At 69.0% G+C, this 17,228-nt stretch carries 17 protein-coding genes; 12 read left to right on the forward strand and 5 right to left on the reverse strand.

Features of this window, described 5'->3' with window-relative positions:
- Positions 1-4 precede the first annotated feature (4 nt).
- Positions 5-1,729, reverse strand: a complete 1,725-nt coding sequence (locus ASF30_RS04110) for a long-chain-fatty-acid--CoA ligase (protein WP_055901794.1) — start codon at positions 1,727-1,729, stop codon at positions 5-7.
- Between the two features lie 265 nt (positions 1,730-1,994).
- Here ASF30_RS04110 and ASF30_RS04115 point away from each other — a divergent pair, with 265 nt between their 5' ends.
- Positions 1,995-2,600 carry a hypothetical protein gene (locus ASF30_RS04115; protein ID WP_157496939.1) on the forward strand — a complete coding sequence of 202 codons (606 nt, stop codon included), beginning with the start codon at positions 1,995-1,997 and terminating at the stop codon, positions 2,598-2,600.
- Complete coding sequence (locus tag ASF30_RS04120) at positions 2,597-3,370, forward strand: PspA/IM30 family protein (protein WP_082467427.1); 774 nt, start codon at positions 2,597-2,599, stop codon at positions 3,368-3,370. The genes ASF30_RS04115 and ASF30_RS04120 overlap by 4 nt, the downstream gene beginning before the upstream one ends.
- A 47-nt stretch (positions 3,371-3,417) precedes the next feature.
- Here the strand turns inward: ASF30_RS04120 and sufU are convergent, their stop codons facing one another.
- Together sufU and ASF30_RS04130 are read right to left on the reverse strand one after the other, a co-directional pair.
- Positions 3,418-3,873: a Fe-S cluster assembly sulfur transfer protein SufU gene (sufU, locus tag ASF30_RS04125; RefSeq protein ID WP_055901799.1), complete on the reverse strand. Its 456-nt coding sequence runs from the start codon at positions 3,871-3,873 to the stop codon at positions 3,418-3,420.
- Complete coding sequence (locus tag ASF30_RS04130; protein WP_055901802.1) at positions 3,870-5,174, reverse strand: SufS family cysteine desulfurase; 1,305 nt, start codon at positions 5,172-5,174, stop codon at positions 3,870-3,872. The genes sufU and ASF30_RS04130 overlap by 4 nt, the downstream gene beginning before the upstream one ends.
- Positions 5,175-5,400: 226 nt before the next feature.
- Between ASF30_RS04130 and ASF30_RS04135 the strand changes: the two genes are divergently transcribed.
- The 10 genes from ASF30_RS04135 to ASF30_RS04180 all read left to right on the forward strand — a co-directional run bounded on the left by ASF30_RS04135 (position 5,401) and on the right by ASF30_RS04180 (position 14,662).
- A complete protein-coding gene (locus ASF30_RS04135) occupies positions 5,401-5,727 on the forward strand; it encodes a DUF7882 family protein (protein WP_055902490.1) in 327 nt (108 codons plus the stop codon).
- Positions 5,728-5,757: 30 nt separating this feature from the next.
- Entirely contained in the window at positions 5,758-6,420 is a 663-nt protein-coding gene (locus ASF30_RS04140; RefSeq protein ID WP_055901805.1) for an HAD family hydrolase, read from the forward strand.
- Between the two features lie 89 nt (positions 6,421-6,509).
- Positions 6,510-7,466 (forward strand): TIGR03557 family F420-dependent LLM class oxidoreductase, encoded by a 957-nt coding sequence (locus ASF30_RS04145; protein ID WP_055901808.1) that lies wholly within the window; start codon positions 6,510-6,512, stop codon positions 7,464-7,466.
- Between the two features lie 11 nt (positions 7,467-7,477).
- Positions 7,478-8,206, forward strand: coding sequence for a DUF72 domain-containing protein (locus ASF30_RS04150; RefSeq protein WP_055901811.1), 729 nt, complete (start codon positions 7,478-7,480; stop codon positions 8,204-8,206).
- 74 nt (positions 8,207-8,280) lie between these two features.
- On the forward strand, positions 8,281-8,811 hold the full coding sequence (locus ASF30_RS04155; protein WP_055902492.1) for a DUF6328 family protein: 531 nt from the start codon (positions 8,281-8,283) through the stop codon (positions 8,809-8,811).
- Positions 8,808-9,101 carry a GNAT family N-acetyltransferase gene (locus ASF30_RS04160; RefSeq protein ID WP_055901814.1) on the forward strand — a complete coding sequence of 98 codons (294 nt, stop codon included), beginning with the start codon at positions 8,808-8,810 and terminating at the stop codon, positions 9,099-9,101. Before ASF30_RS04155 ends, ASF30_RS04160 begins: the two co-directional genes overlap by 4 nt.
- Before the next feature lie 125 nt (positions 9,102-9,226).
- Positions 9,227-9,832 carry an HdeD family acid-resistance protein gene (locus tag ASF30_RS04165; protein WP_235480258.1) on the forward strand — a complete coding sequence of 202 codons (606 nt, stop codon included), beginning with the start codon at positions 9,227-9,229 and terminating at the stop codon, positions 9,830-9,832.
- Positions 9,833-10,001: 169 nt separating this feature from the next.
- Positions 10,002-12,353, forward strand: a complete 2,352-nt coding sequence (locus tag ASF30_RS04170; RefSeq protein WP_055901817.1) for a cellulase family glycosylhydrolase — start codon at positions 10,002-10,004, stop codon at positions 12,351-12,353.
- A gap of 147 nt (positions 12,354-12,500) precedes the next feature.
- A complete protein-coding gene (locus tag ASF30_RS04175; RefSeq protein WP_055901820.1) occupies positions 12,501-13,676 on the forward strand; it encodes an alcohol dehydrogenase catalytic domain-containing protein in 1,176 nt (391 codons plus the stop codon).
- Between the two features lie 125 nt (positions 13,677-13,801).
- The gene (locus tag ASF30_RS04180; RefSeq protein WP_055901823.1) at positions 13,802-14,662 is read left to right on the forward strand and encodes a serine/threonine-protein kinase; all 861 of its coding nucleotides are present in this window, start codon (positions 13,802-13,804) and stop codon (positions 14,660-14,662) included.
- 4 nt (positions 14,663-14,666) lie between these two features.
- Here the strand turns inward: ASF30_RS04180 and ASF30_RS04185 are convergent, their stop codons facing one another.
- Positions 14,667-16,175, reverse strand: coding sequence for a diguanylate cyclase (locus tag ASF30_RS04185; protein ID WP_055901826.1), 1,509 nt, complete (start codon positions 16,173-16,175; stop codon positions 14,667-14,669).
- Entirely contained in the window at positions 16,172-16,984 is an 813-nt protein-coding gene (locus tag ASF30_RS04190) for an alpha/beta fold hydrolase (protein WP_055901827.1), read from the reverse strand. Before ASF30_RS04190 ends, ASF30_RS04185 begins: the two co-directional genes overlap by 4 nt.
- Positions 16,985-17,228 lie beyond the last annotated feature (244 nt).

Here is a 17,228-nt window from a genome sequence, read left to right on the forward strand (position 1 = left end):
ACGTCTAGCTCGAGCTGTCGCCGAGCAGCCCGTCGCGCACCTTCTTGCGGAGCACCTTGCCGATGAGCGATGTCGGCAGTTCATCGAGCTGCACCACGCGCTTCGGCACCTTGTAGGCGGCCAGCCTGGTGCGACAGAAGTCGCGCAGCGCTCCCCCGTCGAAGCTGGTGCCGGCCCGCATGACGACGGCGGCCGTCACGTCCTCCCCGCCCGAGGCTCGAGGCAGGCCGACGACGGCGGCCGACGCGACGTCGGGATGACTGAGGAGCACCTCCTCGACCTCCGATGGGCTCACGTTGAAGCCACCGGTGATGATGATCTCCTTGACCCTGTCGATCACCGTCACGAAGCCGTCCGCCGACACCGTCACGATGTCGCCGGTTCGCAGCCACCCGCCCTCGAGGAGCGTCGCCCGCGTGTCGGCCGGCCGACGCCAGTAACCCTGGAACACCTGCGGCCCCCGCAGCAGCAACTCGCCGGGCTCGCCGAAGGCGCGATCCAGGGACGGCGCATCCGGATCCACGACCCGGATGTCGGTACTCGGGAACGGCACGCCGACGGTGCCGGGCCGACGGGACGGCCCGATCGGATTGCCGAGAGCGACAGGCGACGTCTCCGTCATCCCGTAGCCCTCGACGAGCAGCCCGCCGGTCACCTCCTCCCACCGGGTCACCGTCGCGACAGGCAGGCTCATGGCCCCCGAGATGGCGAAACGGATGCTGGAGAGGTCGACCCCCTTGCGGCTCGTCGCCCGGGCCAGAGCGTCGTAGATCGGCGGAACCGCGGGCAGGAAGGTCGGCGGCGACGTCTTCAGCGCCCCGAGCACCAGGTCGAGGTCGAACTTCGGGAACAGCACCAGCTTGGCGCCGATGCTCATGGCGAACGTGAGGCACAGGGTCATGCCGTAGGCATGGAACAGGGGCAGCACCCCGTAGAAGGTCTCGGCGCCCTCAGTCAGGCCGGGCACCCACGCCCTGCCCTGGGCGGCATTCGCCCGCAGGTTGCGGTGCGAGAGGATGGCGCCCTTCGGGATGCCGGTGGTACCGCTCGTGTACTGCAGCAGGGCCGTGTCGTCGATGACGGGACGGATGACGCGCTTCGACAGCCGCCCACCTCCGATGAGGCGACCCCAGGTGAACACCTTGCGCGCCCGCGGCGTTTCGGTCATGGCGGCGCGCGATTCGCGGGCCTTCTTGAGCGGCAGCCTGAGGGCGAGGCGCTTGCCGAACGGAAGGGCATCCGTCATGTCCACGGACACGATGTGCGCGAGCTTGACGTCGGTCGGCATGTCGGCCACGAGGTCGTAGACCTTGTCCCACACGAGCGCGACGCCGGCACCGTGGTCCTCGAACTGGTGTCTCAGCTCGCGCGCCGTGTAGAGCGGGTTGTGCTCGATGACGATGGCTCCGAGGCGGAGAGCCGCATAGAAGGCCACGACGTGCTGCGGGCAGTTCGGCAGCACCAGCGCCACCCTGTCGCCGGGGCCGACGCCGAGCCGACGCAGCCCCTCCGCGGCCCGCGACACCTGCTCGCCCAGCTCGCGGTAGCTCGTCTGCGCGCCGAAGAACTCGAGCGCGACCTTCGATCCGAATCGCTTGACCGAGGCGTCGAGCATGTCGACCAGCGTCTCGGTCGGCTCGTCGATGTCGGCGGGAACACCATCGGCGTAGGAGCTCAGCCAGGGCCGATCAGCGAAGGACTGGGGCGTGTCTGTGTGGGCATGGGCCATCCCGTAAGGCTACGTCGACAGACATGCCGCAGCCGGGATGCGACACTGCCACCGGTCGGTGTTGCGGTCCGTGCCCGTTCGTCGATCTCTCCGAGGCGCGGATCTGGGGATCTCGTGAGAGCCCTTACGTTCCAGCCACAGCGAGCGTAGATTGCGTTATATCGCGTTTGCGCGCCGACACCGTCGCCGAGCACACGACGCCGACGGAGGGGGTATTCGTGGACTCGAATCAGACTGCAGGGCGGGTGCGCTGATGGACGTGCTCATGTCGGTCCTCCTCTCGCTCGCGGTCATCGTCACCGCATCCGTCACCACCGTCGTTCTCGTGGTGCGCTCGGTCTACAAGCGCATCCGGCGCAGTCGCACCCTGAACGGAGCCATGCTGAAGGGTCGCGCCAGGCTGAGCTGGGGACCGCAGCGACAGGTGCTCGGCCTGCAGCTCAAGCTCAACGACGCACTCGAGAGCGGGCGAGCGGCCATCGACCTCGCCGTGCGCAGCAACGGGCGACGCGGCGAACTCCCGCGCATCTTCCGTCGTATCGAGGCCGAGGGTGTCGCCCTCCAGGCCCAGCTCAGGCTTCTGGAGACCGAGACCGATGGAGCCGCCCTGGCCGATGAGCTCCCGGCAGCGACCCTGCGCGTCGACCAGGTCTCCGAGATGATCCAGCGTCTGCGAGGATCGGTCGCCGCCGGACTGGGCGATCCGACCGGCGCATCGCTCGCCGCCCTCCGCGCGGAGGTCGACCGTGAGGTCGCCGCCCTGCACGCCGGGGTCGAGGAGCTGCGCCATCTCAACGCCGAGGACGGCCGCTTCGAGGCCGTTCGCCCCTCACCCACCGATCGCCTCCAGAACAAGGGAGTCCAGTCATGAGCGACAACACAGCACGGTTGCGCACCATCTTCCGCACCAAGACCTCCAAGGCGCTCGACCGCATGGAGGACCCGCGCGACGCGCTCGACGACAGCTACGAGCAGCAGGTGAAGCTGCTGCACCAGGTGCGCCAGGCCGTCGCCGAAGTCGCCACGGCGAAGAAGCGCATCGAGCTGCAGGGCGAGGAGATGGGCGCCCGCTACAGGCGCCTCGGCGACCAGGCGCGCGAGGCCATGGAGCACGGGCGTGAGGATCTCGCGCGTGCTGCCCTCGAACGACGCGCCGCCCTCGAGGGCCAGGTGGCGAAACTGCAGGAGCAGCACGCCTCCCTGCAGAAGCAGACGTCTCAGCTTCAGGAGCGGGAACGCCGGCTGGCCGAGCAGATCGCCGCGTTCCGCATCGAGAAGGAGACGATGAAGGCCACCTACAGCGCCTCCGAGGCGCAGGTGCGCGCGAACGAGGCCGTGGCCGGCATCGGTGCGAACATGAACGACGTCGGCGTCAGCCTCGATCGCGCCCGCGACAGGGTCGCCCAGATGCAGGCCCGCGCACAGGCCACAGACGAACTGCTCTCCAGCGGCGCGCTCAAAGACCTGACGGCGGCACCGGATGCCGACATCGAGCGTCAGCTGTCGGAGCTGGCCTCACGGGCCGACATCGAGCGCCAACTCGCGGCCATGAAGTCCGACGGGACCGACGGCATCCGCGGTTCGAAGGGCGACGATTCAGACGGCTGGCTCAGCATCGGGCAGGCTCCGACGGCGCCGTAGCGGACACCTCCGTCCGGGACCCGGGCGGATCTCGCCCGGCGTGCGGTTCAGGCGCCGCGTCGCGGAGCGTCGGGAAGCTTGCTGAGCGCGTCTTCGGCGGCGACCCAGGCGAGCATCGCGCACTTCACGCGCGCGATGAACTTCGAGGCGCCACTGAGCACGGCGGCGTCGCCGAGGAGCTCCTCGTCGGGTTCGACGGTTCCGCGGGAGCGCATCATCGTGCGGAAGGAGTCGATGCGCGGCTCCAGCTCCGAGACCGGCAGGCCGTCGAAGAGCTGGGCCAGCAGCGAGGCCGACGACTGAGAGATGGCGCATCCGTGCCCCTCCCAGGTCACCGAGGTCACGGTGCCGTCGGCGACGTTGAGCTGCAGGGTGATCTCGTCACCGCAGGTGGGGTTCAGCTGGTGCGATTCGGCCGACGGATGCTCGACCAGGCCGAAGCCGTGCGGCCGTCTGGCGTGGTCGAGGATGAGCTCCTGGTAGAGCGAGGCGAGTTCGCTCATCGTGCACCTCCGAAGAACGCGATGCCGGCGGCGACACCGGAGAGGAAGGCGTCGACGTCGTCGGCGCTCGAGTACAGGTAGGTGCTCGCCCGTGTCGACGAGGTGACGCCGAGGCGGCGGTGCAGCGGCTGGGCGCAGTGGTGACCGACCCGCACGGCGATGCCGAGGCTGTCGAGGAACTGGCCGAGATCGTGGGAATGGATGCCGGGCACGTCGATGCTGGCGAGCCCGACCCTGTCGACCCCGGTCACGGGACCCAGGATGCGGACGCCGTCGATCGTCGACAGGCCGTCGGTGAGGCGTCGGCCGAGCACGGTCTCGTGCGCCGCGATGCGATCCATGCCGATGACGTCGAGGTAGCGCACCGCGGCAGCGAGGGCGATGGCCTGCGACACCCGCTGGGTTCCGGCCTCGAAGCGCAACGGCGCCGACAGGTACTCCGCGCGCTCCATCGTGACGGTGGTGATCATGGATCCGCCGGTGAGGAAGGGTGGAAGGGCGTCGAGGATCTCGCGGCGTCCGTAGAGCACGCCGATGCCGGTCGGCGCGAGCATCTTGTGCCCGGAGAACACGGCGAAGTCCACGTCGAGGGCGCGCACGTCGAGGGGCAGGTGGGGTGCCGATTGGCAGGCGTCGAGCACGACCATGGCACCGACGGCGTGGGCGCGCTCCACGAGGAGTTCGACGGGGCTCACGGTTCCCAGCACGTTCGACACATGGGCGAACGCGACCACTTTCGTGCGCTCGGTGAGCAGGGAGTCGAGGTCGTCGAGGCGCAACGATCCGTCGTCCTCGACGGGGATGAACCGCATCGTCGCACCGGTGCGGGCGGCGAGCTCCTGCCAGGGGATGAGGTTGGCGTGGTGCTCGAGCTCGGTCACGAGGATCTCATCACCCGCTCCGAGGCTGAACCGGGCTGCGGCCTCTCCCCCGCGCCCGAGGCTCGCGTTCGAGATCGCGTAGGCGATCAGGTTGATGCCCTCCGTCGCGTTTGAGGTCCAGACGACCTCCTCGGCCGATGCCCCGATGAAGGCGGCGACGACCTCCCTCGCCTCCTCGAAGTCCTCGGTGGCGAGGGCAGCCAGGGTGTGCGCTCCGCGGTGCACGGCGGAATTGCGGTTCTCGTAGTAGTCCCGCTCGGCGTCGAGCACGATGCGAGGTTTCTGCGAGGTCGCGCCGGAGTCGAGATAGACCAGCGGATGCCCGTTCACCTGTTGCGCCAGCGCCGGGAAGTCGCGCCGGATGGCGGCGATCTCGGCGGAATCGAGAGGCTGGGCGGTGGTCGTGCTGACGACGGGCATGGGGCGGATCGGTGCTTCCTGATGGGCGTGCATCCAGCCTAAGACGCTCGAGCGTCGCATCGGGCGTATCCTCAGCTGAGGAGGAACGTTGGGCTTCGGCGTCGATCTCGAATGAGACGAGGACGACATGCCACAGGCATCCACGACGAAATCCCCGACGACGACTGTCGTCGCACCACCCAGCGCCGCACCCCGGAGTGCCGAGGAATCGCGTAGGGTGCGCAGCGTGGGAACTCTCTACTACGACGGTGTGGCCATCGAGATGAACGACCGTACGCTCGCGCACGTGAAGATCGCGATCGTCCAGAAGATGCGCCGAGCCGAGAGCTTCACCTTCTCTTGGGTGCACACGGGCGACCAGCCCCCCGGACGATCGACCATCTGGATCCACCCGTCGATCCCGATCCGCTTCGAGTTCCTGAATCCTGTGCAGCCCGAGCTCAACACGAAGTGGATCGAGAGCATCCTGCGTTCGGCGAGCACGACCGGCGGCATCCTGCTCACCGAGGAGCACCTCGAGAACGGCCCGCCGACCCCGTCGGTCGCCGCCTAGAGACGTGCCACGGCACCGGAGGAGAGATCGATGACAGGACGGATCGCGGCCCTCTTCGACATCGACGGAACCCTGGTCGATTCGAACTACCTGCACGTCGAGGCCTGGCAGCACGCCCTCCACGACCTGGGAACCGATGTCGACGCCGCTCGCATCCATCGATCGATCGGTCAGGACGGCGGCCAGCTGCTGTCCTCGCTCGTGGGCGAGAAGAGCGAGGCCTGGACCTCCGAGGCGACAGCCCTCAACGCGCGGTACTACAGCGAGCTCGCGCCGCGGCTGCGCCGGTTCGACGGCGTCACGCAGTTGCTGCGCACTCTCGCCGACCGTGGCGTGGTCATCGTGCTCGCGACGTCGGCCCCGCAGGAGGAACTCGATCTCCTGCTGCCGGTGATCGACGCAGACGACCTCATCCACGCCACCACCAACGCCGACGACGTCGACACGGCGAAGCCCGAGCCCGACATCGTGCAGGTCGCTCTCTCCAGGGCAGGCGTCGAGGCTGACCACGCATTCTTCATCGGCGACTCCGTCTGGGACATGAAGGCCGCAGCACGAGCGGGCGTCACCCCCTACGCCGTTCTCTCCGGAGGGATCGCGAGCGGTTCACTGACGGATGCCGGAGCCCGGGTGGTCTTCGACGACCCGGCCGATCTCCTGGCCCGACTCGACGAGATCGCACTGCTCGGCTGACCCGCCGCCGTTCAGCGGCGCATTGTCACCCCTGCGGCCTGCCACGGCAAGCGCCTTGTCCCGCTCGGCAGTCTGCGTAGCGTCGAAGCATGAAGATCGGATACAAGCTCATCGCGGAGGGCTTCGGCCCACAGGACCTCGTGCGCCAGGCCGTACGCGCCGAACAGGCTGGCTTCGACTTCGTCGAGATGAGCGACCACTTCCATCCGTGGGTGGAGGCGCAGGGCCACTCCCCCTTCGTCTGGAACGTGCTCAGCGCCATCGCGGCGAAGACGTCGACGCTGGGGCTCGCGACCGGCGTGACCTGTCCGAGCGTTCGCTACCACCCCGCGATCATCGCCCAGGCCGCGGCCACGCTCGCCCTCCTCTCCGACGGTAGGTTCACCCTGGGTGTCGGGTCCGGCGAGCGCCTGAACGAGCACATCGTCGGCCGCGGCTTCCCGGGAGTGCACGAGCGCCACGCCATGTTCGATGAGGCTCTCGACATCATCCGCCTGCTCTGGCAGGGCGGCTACCAGAACTACGACGGCACCTACCTCAAGCTCGAGGACGCCCGCATCTTCGACCTGCCCGACGTGCTGCCGACGATGGCCGTCGCCGTCAGCGGTCCCGACTCCATCGCCCTCGCCGCCGAGCACGGCGACGGCCTGTTCGCCGTCGAGCCGAAGGAGGAGCTGGTGTCCGGATACCGCGCCGCTGGGGGCACCGGACCCCTCTACTGCGAGGCTCCTCTCGCCTGGGCGACGACGGAGGCGGCCGCCGTGACTGCGGCCCACACAACCAACGCGTGGTCGGTCGCGGGCTGGAAGGTGCTGGCCGAGCTGCCGAACCCCGTGAACTTCGAGGCCGCTGCAGCCACCGTGCGCGAGGACGACATCCGCGAGCAGTTCGCCTGCGGGCCCGACGTCGAGCGGCACCTCGAGGTCATCGGCGCCTTCACTGATGCCGGCTTCGATCACGTCGCCCTGATGAACGCCGGGCCCGACCCCGACGGCTTCTTCGACTTCTTCGAGAAGGAGCTGCTGCCGCGGCTCACGACCAGCTGAGGGCGGCATCCGTGGCAATACGGATCGGAACCTCGGGGTGGAGTTACGACCACTGGGAGAACGTGCTGTACGCGCCGGGGCTTCCGCCGCGGGAGCGGCTCGGGAACTACGTCACTCGGTTCTCGACCGTCGAACTCAACGCGAGCTTCTACCGCTGGCCTCGCCCTGCAGCCTTCCGCAGTTGGCACCAGCGCCTGCCGCACGGGTTCGCGCTGTCGGTGAAGGCACCGCGCGGGCTCACCCACGCGAAGAAGCTCTACGCTCCCGAGGACTGGATCGCGAGGATCGCCGCGGGCTGGCATGAGCTCGGCGACACGCGTGCGGTGCTCCTGGTGCAGCTGCCGCCGGGCATGCCCCGCGACGACGCCAGGCTGTCCTACTTCCTCCGGGCCATGCCGACGCGGGTGCGGCTCGCCGTCGAGTTCCGGCATCCGTCGTGGCACTGCGACGACGTGTTCGAGATCCTGCAGCAGAATCGGGCCGCGTACACCGTGATGAGTGGTGCTGGGCTCCCGTGCATCCTGCGGGCCACAGCGGACATCGTCTACGTACGGATGCACGGACCCGACGACGACCACCTCTACGGCGGCTCGTACTCCGACGCCGACCTCCAGTGGTGGGCCGCCCGGGTGCGCGAATGGTCGGACGACGGGCGCGACGTCTACGTCTACTTCAACAACGACGGCGGAGGAAACGCCGTCCGGAACGCCTCGACGTTGCGACACGTCGTCGGAGCCTGACGCATGGCACCCGTGACGAGTGACGGATGTCGGCTACGCTCGGGCACCGTGACCTCGACGAGGACGGAGGCCCCATGCCCGATCTGAGCGCCGACGCTGACCTTCATGACGGGCGCGACGAGACCGCCGACGAGCGGTCGGATCGCAACTGGAACGAACTGCTGCAGGAGTTCCGGGTGCTGCAGACCGGAACCCAGATCCTCGCCGGATTCCTGCTGACCCTTCCCTTCCAGTCGCGGTTCGATCAGCTCAGCCCCTTCGACGTCGGCGTCTACCTGACGTTGGTGGTCGGCGCCGTGCTTCTCACGCTGCTCGCGCTCACGCCGGTGAGCCTGCATCGCCTCCTTTTCCGCCGCCACGCGAAGCCCACCCTCGTGAACACGGGAAGCCGCATCCTGCTGGCCTGCCTCGCGGCGAGCTCCCTGCTGTTCGCGGGGATCGTGCTGTTCCTGTTCGATTTCCTGTTGCCGGCGCCGGCCGGATGGATCGCCGGCGGCGCCGTCATTGTCGTGGCCCTATGCCTGTGGGTGGGCGTCCCCCTCGTCATCCGCCGTCGGGTGGCCGCCGACCATCCCGAGGAGGCGAGGCGTAGCCTCGAATCATGACGGACCAGTTCAGCAACGAACCCGACGCGCAGCGATACGTGCTGCTGCGCGACGGCGTCATCGCATCGAGCCTCGACTACTCCGTGCGCGGCGACTCGATCTCGATGACACGGGCGTACACGAATCCCCGGCTCCGCGGGCACGGCCTGGCCGGTCGACTGGTCGAGTACGCGGTCGACGACGTCGAACGGTCCACCCGGCTGCGGATCATCCCGATGTGCTGGTACGTCGCCGAGTGGTTCGACGCCCATCCGGATCGCGCCGACCTTCTGAAGCCACGTTCGGCCTGACTGCCACCCGCACGGGGCCTCCGTGAGCAGCCCCCGCACGCGGCACGCCACACGCGAGGGTGGCGCGCCACGGGGCCCCGCAATACCCTGAGGGCATTCGACTACCGAATACCAGGAGGTATCAGGTGCCAACGGAATCAGGCTCGGCGCTGAGCGCGTTCTCTCTCGACTCGGCTGAACTCACCAAGTCCGCCGTGAACACCATCCGCGTCGCCCTCGGCGTCGGTGGGATCGTCGCGCTCGTCGTCGGCCTACTGGTGACGTTCCAGCCTCAGGCGGCGGCGACCACCATCGCCATCCTGCTGGGGATCTACTTCATCGTCGCCGGCCTCGTCTACGTCGGGATCGGCATTTTCGCCCGCGGGATCTCCGGCGGCACCAGGACCCTGGACATCCTCCTCGGACTCCTGTTCCTGGTCGGCGCCGGGCTGGCATTCGCCAACCTGTCCGGCACCGTGGCGTTCCTGGCCGTCTTCCTCGGCATCCTGATCGGCGTGCTGTGGATCATCGAGGGGATCACGACCCTCGTGCAGCTGGGCGACGCACCGTCGAGGGGCTGGGCGGTCTTCTTCGCGATCGTGAGCATCGTCGCCGGCATCGCCCTGCTGTTCGCGCCGGTCTGGGGTGCCCAACTGCTGTTCCTCGTGACGGGAATCGCGCTCATCGTGCTCGGCGTGATGCAGGTCATCCGCGCGTTCACCTTCGGGCGCGGCGTCACCGCAGCCGACTGAGCCTTCCCGGCGGCAGGCTGGAGCCGTCGTCCGTCGAGCACGGATGACGTCTCCTTCGGCGACCGTGACGACCCGAGGCGGACCCGCGGCGGACGACCCCGAACGCGGGTTTTGACAGCTGGCACGCCATAGCGGATGCTGTGCAGGCCCCCCACGACGATGGAGTCTCATGAAGTCGGTTCGACGTCCCGCCACAGCCCTGACGACCCTGCTCGTTCTCGTCGTCATCCAGGCGATCGCCGACCCGACGGGGCTGCTCGCGTTGGTGGGGTTCTCGGGCGCCCAGCTGCGACTGGACGACGGCGTGTGGCCCCTCGCTCCGTACCTCGTCTTCATTCCCGTTCTCCTCGCCGTGGCCTGGTGGGTGACGATCCGCGCGGGCGACAGGTTCTGGACCCTGGTGGCCGGGTTCGTGCTTGCCGTGCTGCTGGCACAGGCCGCCACCTGCCTCGTCATGACGTGGAATCTCGGCCTGTCGACGTGGGCCGCCGGCTACGTGACGGCGAAGGCCGTACCGGCCGCTCTCATCGTCGCCGCCGTCACCCACTGGTTCGGAGGCCGCGCGACTCGCACGTCGTTCCCTCCGGCGTCGCTGTGGCCGCCGGCGGTGGCGATCTGGCTGCCGTCAGTCGTGTTCGCTGCTCTCACGCCGTTGCTGGCCGGACTGTGGTGGACCGGGGCCGCGTACGCGCCGGGGGTTCCGGCCGCGCGGGCCGATCGCGGGGCGCTGTCCCTGCTGGTCGCCGTGCTGCTCATCGCCGTGGTCACCGCGCTCTGCCTGCGCTGGATGCGCGCCCGTGTGCCGGGCCTCCTGGGCGGCTGGCTCGCGGCGCTCGTCGCCGGCGGCATCGTCGGCGTCATCCAGGCCGTCATCGCCCTGGTGGTCGACGGAGGCCTGAGCGGAGACCTCTGGCCTGCGATGACCGCATACATCGCCGTCGCCGACGGGTTGTCATTCGGAGCCTGCCTCGGCTGGCTCGTGGGGGTGACGGCGATCGCCGTCGACAGGGTTCGCTCCGGCCGGCCTGCACGAGCACTGCAGCTGGCTGCGGCGATCGTCGCCGTGATCGCCGTGAGCCTGGCGCTCGTGCTGCCGGCAGCGGGTGCGGCTTCAGCGGGGGCGGCATCCGTCGCCGCTCCGGCCGGATTCCTCCGCGCCGAGGGAGACATCATCACGGATGGCGACGGCAACCAGGTGCTGCTGCGCGGCGTGAACGTCAACCAGCTCGTCGACTTCTACGCTCCAGACCCCGACGTGGCGACGACCCGCCCGTTGACCGAGGACGACTTCGCCGGGATCTCGGCGCAGGGCTTCAACGTCGTGAGGCTCAACCTGTCGTGGTCGGCGCTCGAGCCCGAACGCGGAGACTTCGACGAGGCCTACCTCGGGCGCATCACCGACGCGGTGGACTGGGCGAAGCAGTACGGCATCCGCACCGTGCTCGACATGCACCAGGACTCCTGGTTCAACGGCGCGACCGCGGACGGGACGCAGTGCCGACCGGGGACCGATCCGATGTGGGGATACGACGGCGCACCCGAGTGGGCGACGATCACCGACGACGCACCGCGCTGCCAGTTCCAGGGGCGCGACATCTCACCCGCGGGCAACCGCGCGTTCCAGCATTTCTACTTCGACACCGACGGCGTGCAGAGCGCCCTCGTCGACACCTGGGGCCGGCTGGCCGCCGTCTTCCACGACGAGCCGTCGATCGCCGGTTACGACCTGCTCAACGAGCCCGGCTTCGGCGAGACGGCTCCCGTCACAACGTCGTACCTCCTCGGCCGCTACTACGACCGCGCCATCGAGGCGATCCGTGCGGCGGGAGCCCCGCAGATCGTGTTCGTGGAACCCAGCATCTTCTGGTCGGGGCTCGGGTTCGACAGCGGTCCGCCGCCGGCCTTCACCGACGACGCCAACATCGTGTTCTCGCCCCACCTCTACGCCGAATCGCTGACGATGGACCGTTCGCTCGGCATCCCGCCGATCGTCGGCATGGACCGCCAGTTCACCCTCGCCGAGCGGGTCGCGGCCGGTTACGGCGCACCGCTGTGGTCGGGCGAGTACGGCTACTGGGGCGAGGAGGAGGACGTCGTCGACCGACTGCAGCGCTATGCCGCCGCCGAGGACGCCCATCTGCTCGGCAGTGCCTACTGGGTGTGGAAGCAGGCATGCGGCGACCCGCAGAACGGCATCGGTCCGACGGGCAACGGGCTGATGGTGCAGGACTGCGAGACCGGCGGCGACGCTGCACCCCGCGACGACCTGCTGCAGATCCTCACCCGCGCGTACCCGCGCTCGGCTCCGGGAGCACTGACCTCCCTCCGTGGCGACGGGGCGCAGATCGAGTTCGCGGGCACGACGCAGGAGCGCGGATGCGGACTCGAGGTCTGGATCCCCGGAGACGCGGAGCCGGAGTTCACCGTCACCGGGATCGCCGACGTCGAGACGACGGCGGTCGAGGGCGGCTGGAGTGTGACGGGCTGCGCCGAGGGCGATTACTCGCTGGCGACGCGATAGGTCGATCGAACGGCGCTGCCTCGGCCGGGACGCTCCGCCGTCGCCCCCGGGTCGCCGAGCCACTGAGCGGAGGCGTCGGCAGCGGAGCCCGGACGTGCGCCTGTCAACCCCCGCGCGTGCATCCGGAATAGGGCGTCTACTCGATACATGAGAGCTCTGACATGGCAGTCGACCGGAACCGTGAGCGTCGAAGAAGTCCCCGATCCCCGGATCGAGGAACCGACCGACGCGATCATCCGCATCACGTCGTCGGCGATCTGCGGCTCCGACCTGCACCTGTACAACGTGCTGGGTGCCTTCCTCGACAAGGGCGACGTGCTCGGCCATGAGCCGATGGGCATCGTCGTCGAGGTCGGCTCCGCCATCTCGACCCTCGCCGTCGGCGACAGGGTGGTCATCCCGTTCGTGATCGCGTGCGGCGACTGCTACATGTGCCGTCACGGTCTCACCAGCCAGTGCGAGACCACCCAGAACCACCAGAGCGGCAGCGGAGCCGACCTCTACGGCTTCTCCGAGCTCTACGGCTCGGTTCCCGGAGGCCAGGCCGAATTCCTGCGGGTGCGCCGGGCCGACTTCAACGCGTACAAGGTCGGCCACGAGTTGGCCGACGAGCGCTACCTCTTCCTCAGCGACATCCTCCCGACGGCGTGGCAGGGCGTGCAGTACGCGCAGGTTCCCGACGGTGGCACCCTCGCCGTCCTCGGGCTCGGTCCCGTCGGCCAGTTCGCCGCCAGGATCGGGCGTCACCTCGGGCACCGCGTGATAGCGGTCGACCCGGTCGTCGAGCGTCGGGCCATGGCCGAGCGTCACGGCATCGAGACCCTCGACCTCACCGACGACGTCCTCGAGCGCCTGCGCGACGCGACGGACGGGCGCGGACCGTCCTCCGTCGTCGACGCCGTCGGCATGGAGGCCCACGGCAACCCCGGGACCTCCTTCATCCAGTCCGCCGTCGGCGTGCTTCCCGACGCCATCGCCAAGCCCCTCATGAAGAAGGCCGGCGTCGACCGCCTGGCCGCCCTCCACCTGGCCATCGACGCCGTGCAACGTGGCGGAACCGTCTCCCTCAGCGGCGTCTACGCCGGAGCCGCCGACCCGATGCCGCTGGTGTCGATGTTCGACAAGCAGATCGCACTGCGCATGGGCCAGTGCAACGTGCACCACTGGCGCGACGAACTCCTCCCGCTCGTCGAGGACCCGAGCGATCCGCTCGGCGTCGAAGACCTCGTGACGCACCGGGTGAGGCTCGACCGCGCCCCCGAGATGTACGACACCTTCAACGAGAAGGCCGACGGATGCATCAAGGTGGTCATCCAGCCCTGAGCCGCCGGACTGCACGGATGCCGCCCGATCCGAACAGCATCGCGGCATCCGTGTCAATCCCCCAGTCCGATTTTCGCCGCCGAACCCGCATCCGCATATGGTGAGCGCATGGATGAGGGGCGGGCATGAGCGGGAGGCGAACGCTCGACGCACCCCTCCTCCTCGAGCGCTACCGCCCGATCGCCCTGATCGCACGAGGCGGCATGGCAGCGGTCTTCCGCGGACGTGACGAATACCTCGGTCGCGATGTGGCCATCAAGGTGTTCAGCGGCGGCAACAAGGAGCACATCGACACCTACAGTGCCGAGCTCCGCATGCTCGCCGGGCTCAGTCACCACGGCGTGGTCTCGATCATCGACGCCGGCGTCGACACCTCGGCCCCCGACGATCCCCGCCCCTTCCTGGTGATGCAACTGGTGCGCGGGACCACCGTGCGCGACAGGCTCGCCGCTCGGGTCGTGTCGGTGCGCGAGGTCGGGGAGATCGGCTACGAGGTGGCCGAGACCCTCGAGTACATCCACGCGAACGGCGTCATCCACCGTGACATCACTCCCTCGAACGTCATGATCGTCAACTACGGCACCCAGCACGCTCGTGAGCGGGCCATGCTCACGGACTTCGGCATCGCCGTGGAGACCGAGTCGGCGGTGTTCCAGTCGGAGACGATCACCGGGACACCCGCGTACCTCAGTCCCGAGCAGGTGCGGAACCAGCCGCTGACGACGGCATCGGACATCTATTCGCTCGGGCTGGTGCTCCTCGAGTGCTTCACCCGCACGCAGGCCTTCCCCGGCATCCCGGTGGCCTCGGCGATAGCCCGCCTGCGGCAGGGCCCCGCGATGCCGCCGGACCTCGTGCCCGTTCCGTGGCGACCCCTGCTCGAGCGGATGACGGCCGGCGATCCGGGCCGTCGACCGTCCGCGGCCGAGGTGTGCGGCGAGCTGCGCCGGATCCTGCGCGACCTCGGACCCCGACGCCGCGCCTGACGGGTCAGGAGAAGACGATCGCGGTCGTCCTGTCCTTGCCGGCGTTCTTCGACCGATACATCGCCGTGTCGGCGAGGGTGAACAGCCTGTCGGGGGTGACCGACGGCGAGACACCGGGCGAGTACACGGCGACCCCGACGCTCGCCGAGATCGCGTACTCGTCGGGCACGATCGACATCGGGGCGCCCACGACGGCGCGGAGCCTGTCGGCGATGGCCGACGCGGCATCGGTGTCGGCGTCCTCGCAGATGATGATGAACTCATCGCCCCCGAACCGCCCGGCGACGTCGCTGGGGCGGATCGTGGCCCGCAGGCGGCCGGCGACCTCGCGCAGCACCGCGTCACCGACGACGTGCCCCAACTGATCGTTCACGGTCTTGAAGCCGTCGAGGTCGAGAAAGATGAGGGCTGTCGAGTGCCGGGTGCGCTCAGCTGTGCCGAGCGCCTCCTCGAGTCGCACCTTCAGCAGCTGGCGGTTGGCGAGGCCAGTCAGCTGGTCGAAGAGAGCCATCCGTTCCAGTCGACGCTGCAGTCGCACGCGCACGAGGGCCTCGGATGCCTGCCTGGCCACGGCCTCCTGCACCTCGATGGCGTCGCTGTCGAAAGTGCGGGCGCGACCGAAGAAGCAGAGGACCACGCCGGATGCCGTTCCGTCGAACGACAGCGGAACCGCCGTGAGCGCCTCCACCCGTCCCGCGCGGAACTCCTCGCCGAGTGCCGGGTAGCGCTCCCGCAACGCCCGACGGTCGGCGAGCACGACGACCTCTCCGCTGTGGATGGCCTCGTGCTCCGGGCCCTCCGGGCGGCTCTGTGCGACGTCATCCGGGGCGTCGCCACCGGGTGTGTCGCCATCGAGGGGGTGGCCATCGGGGGCATCGCCATCAGGGGCATCGCCATCAGGGGCATCGCCAACAGGCCGGCCCGGGATCTCCCCTGCGGTGAGCACGAGGTCACCCGACTCGTCGATGAGCAGCACGGCGACGGATGCCGCAGCGAAGCCGTGCCGCATGCTGTCGACGACGGCCTCCGCCACGGCGTTCTCGGTGGTGCTCGTCATGAAAGCGGACGACGCGTGCTGGAGCACGCGCACCCGCTCCTCCGAGGCCTCGGCCTGGCGGCGTGCCGTCAGGAGCTCGCGCTCGTAGTTCTGGCGAGCTGTGGCGTCGAAGACGGCCAGGTGGATGAGGCCGGGCTGCCCATCGGCCTGCTCGGCGAGCACGGAGTTGACCAGTGTCGGCAGCGTGGAACCGTCGGCTCGTCTCATGGAGAGGGCGACCTCGTTGACGGCGCCCTCCAGCCGGAGCAGGGGAAGGTAGCGGGTCTCGGCGAAGATCTGGCCGCCGCGGGTGAGCAGTTCGGCGAAGAGCCTGCCGACGAGCTCAGTGGAGGTGTACCCGGTCCAGTCGAGGAAGGTGCTGTTGGCCCGCACGATGACGCCGTCCGACGTCAACGTCAAGTGCCCGCAGGGGGCGTGCTCGTAGAGCTCCCGGTAGGACGACTCGGGCTCGGTCATCGCAGGAATTCCCGGATCCGGGTCACGACCTCGGCTGGACTCGAGAGGTTGGGGCAGTGCCCGGTGGCGTCGAGAACCACCAGGGTGCTGCCGGCGATCTGGCCGTGCACGAACTCTCCGACGGCCAGCGGCGCGATGATGTCGTCGTTGCACTGCAGGATCAGGGTCGGAGTCACGACGTTCTTGAGGTCCTCGCGGTTGTCGGAGGTGAACGTGACGTGGGCGAAGTGGCTGGCGATGGCCGGGTCGACCCTGCAGAAGCTCGAGGTGAGCTCATCGCCCAGCTCGGGGCGCTCGCTGTTTCCCATGATGAGCGGCGCCAGCTGCGATGACCAACCGAGGTAGTTCGAGTCGAGGGTGTCGAGGAGGCCGTCGATGTCGGCCTGGGTGAAGCCGCCGGTGTAGTCGACGTCGTCGACGTAGCGCGGTGACGGGCCGACGAGCACGAGCGATCCGAAGCGCGACGGGTCGTGAGTCGCGGCCAGAACACCGACCATTGCGCTCACGGAGTGACCGACGTACACTGCGTCGCTCAGGTCGAGTGCCTCGAGGATCTCCAGCACGTCGTCGGCATAGCCGTGGAGCGAGTCGTACTTCGCGCGGTCGTAGGCGCTGAGGTCGGAACCGCCGGCGCCCACATGGTCGAAGAGCACGACGAGGAACTCGTTCTCGAAGGCCGGTGCGACGAGCCGCCACATCTCCTGGCTGCATCCGAAACCGTGGGCGAAGACGATGGGACGACCAGCCGGATTCCCCGAGATCTTCACGTTGTTGCGGCTCAGCACGCCGGTATCGAGAGGCGGGGCCATCGTCACTGTGGGCTCCTTATGGGGCGGCTCTGCGAGCCCCCGACAATCGCGGGCCTGAGTGGTGATCCCAGTTTAGCCGCAGGACATGGGAGACGGATGCGGACCCCCACGGTGCGGTCCCGCGCGCGTCGGGGGGGGTCGATCCGCGACTGGCCGACAGGCCGGCGACCGGTGGCTGACGACGTGCCACGGGCGCACTGAGGGCGTGCTGGGCAGAGAGTACAGCATCCGCGGCGGTCTCCGC

Source organism: Leifsonia sp. Leaf264 (assembly GCF_001422325.1).
Classification (GTDB): Bacteria; Actinomycetota; Actinomycetes; order Actinomycetales; family Microbacteriaceae; genus Orlajensenia.

What these genes read in the sequence shown, in the direction of transcription:
- ASF30_RS04110 (WP_055901794.1), bottom strand. Translation starts at nt 1,729, where the DNA reads ATGGCCCATGCCCACACAGACACGCCCCAGTCCTTCGCTGATCGGCCC.
- ASF30_RS04115 (WP_157496939.1), top strand. Translation starts at nt 1,995, where the DNA reads ATGTCGGTCCTCCTCTCGCTCGCGGTCATCGTCACCGCATCCGTCACC.
- ASF30_RS04120 (WP_082467427.1), top strand. Translation starts at nt 2,597, where the DNA reads ATGAGCGACAACACAGCACGGTTGCGCACCATCTTCCGCACCAAGACC.
- sufU (WP_055901799.1), bottom strand. Translation starts at nt 3,873, where the DNA reads ATGAGCGAACTCGCCTCGCTCTACCAGGAGCTCATCCTCGACCACGCC.
- ASF30_RS04130 (WP_055901802.1), bottom strand. Translation starts at nt 5,174, where the DNA reads ATGCCCGTCGTCAGCACGACCACCGCCCAGCCTCTCGATTCCGCCGAG.
- ASF30_RS04140 (WP_055901805.1), top strand. Translation starts at nt 5,758, where the DNA reads ATGACAGGACGGATCGCGGCCCTCTTCGACATCGACGGAACCCTGGTC.
- ASF30_RS04145 (WP_055901808.1), top strand. Translation starts at nt 6,510, where the DNA reads ATGAAGATCGGATACAAGCTCATCGCGGAGGGCTTCGGCCCACAGGAC.
- ASF30_RS04155 (WP_055902492.1), top strand. Translation starts at nt 8,281, where the DNA reads ATGCCCGATCTGAGCGCCGACGCTGACCTTCATGACGGGCGCGACGAG.
- ASF30_RS04160 (WP_055901814.1), top strand. Translation starts at nt 8,808, where the DNA reads ATGACGGACCAGTTCAGCAACGAACCCGACGCGCAGCGATACGTGCTG.
- ASF30_RS04170 (WP_055901817.1), top strand. Translation starts at nt 10,002, where the DNA reads ATGAAGTCGGTTCGACGTCCCGCCACAGCCCTGACGACCCTGCTCGTT.
- ASF30_RS04175 (WP_055901820.1), top strand. Translation starts at nt 12,501, where the DNA reads ATGAGAGCTCTGACATGGCAGTCGACCGGAACCGTGAGCGTCGAAGAA.
- ASF30_RS04180 (WP_055901823.1), top strand. Translation starts at nt 13,802, where the DNA reads ATGAGCGGGAGGCGAACGCTCGACGCACCCCTCCTCCTCGAGCGCTAC.
- ASF30_RS04185 (WP_055901826.1), bottom strand. Translation starts at nt 16,175, where the DNA reads ATGACCGAGCCCGAGTCGTCCTACCGGGAGCTCTACGAGCACGCCCCC.
- ASF30_RS04190 (WP_055901827.1), bottom strand. Translation starts at nt 16,984, where the DNA reads ATGGCCCCGCCTCTCGATACCGGCGTGCTGAGCCGCAACAACGTGAAG.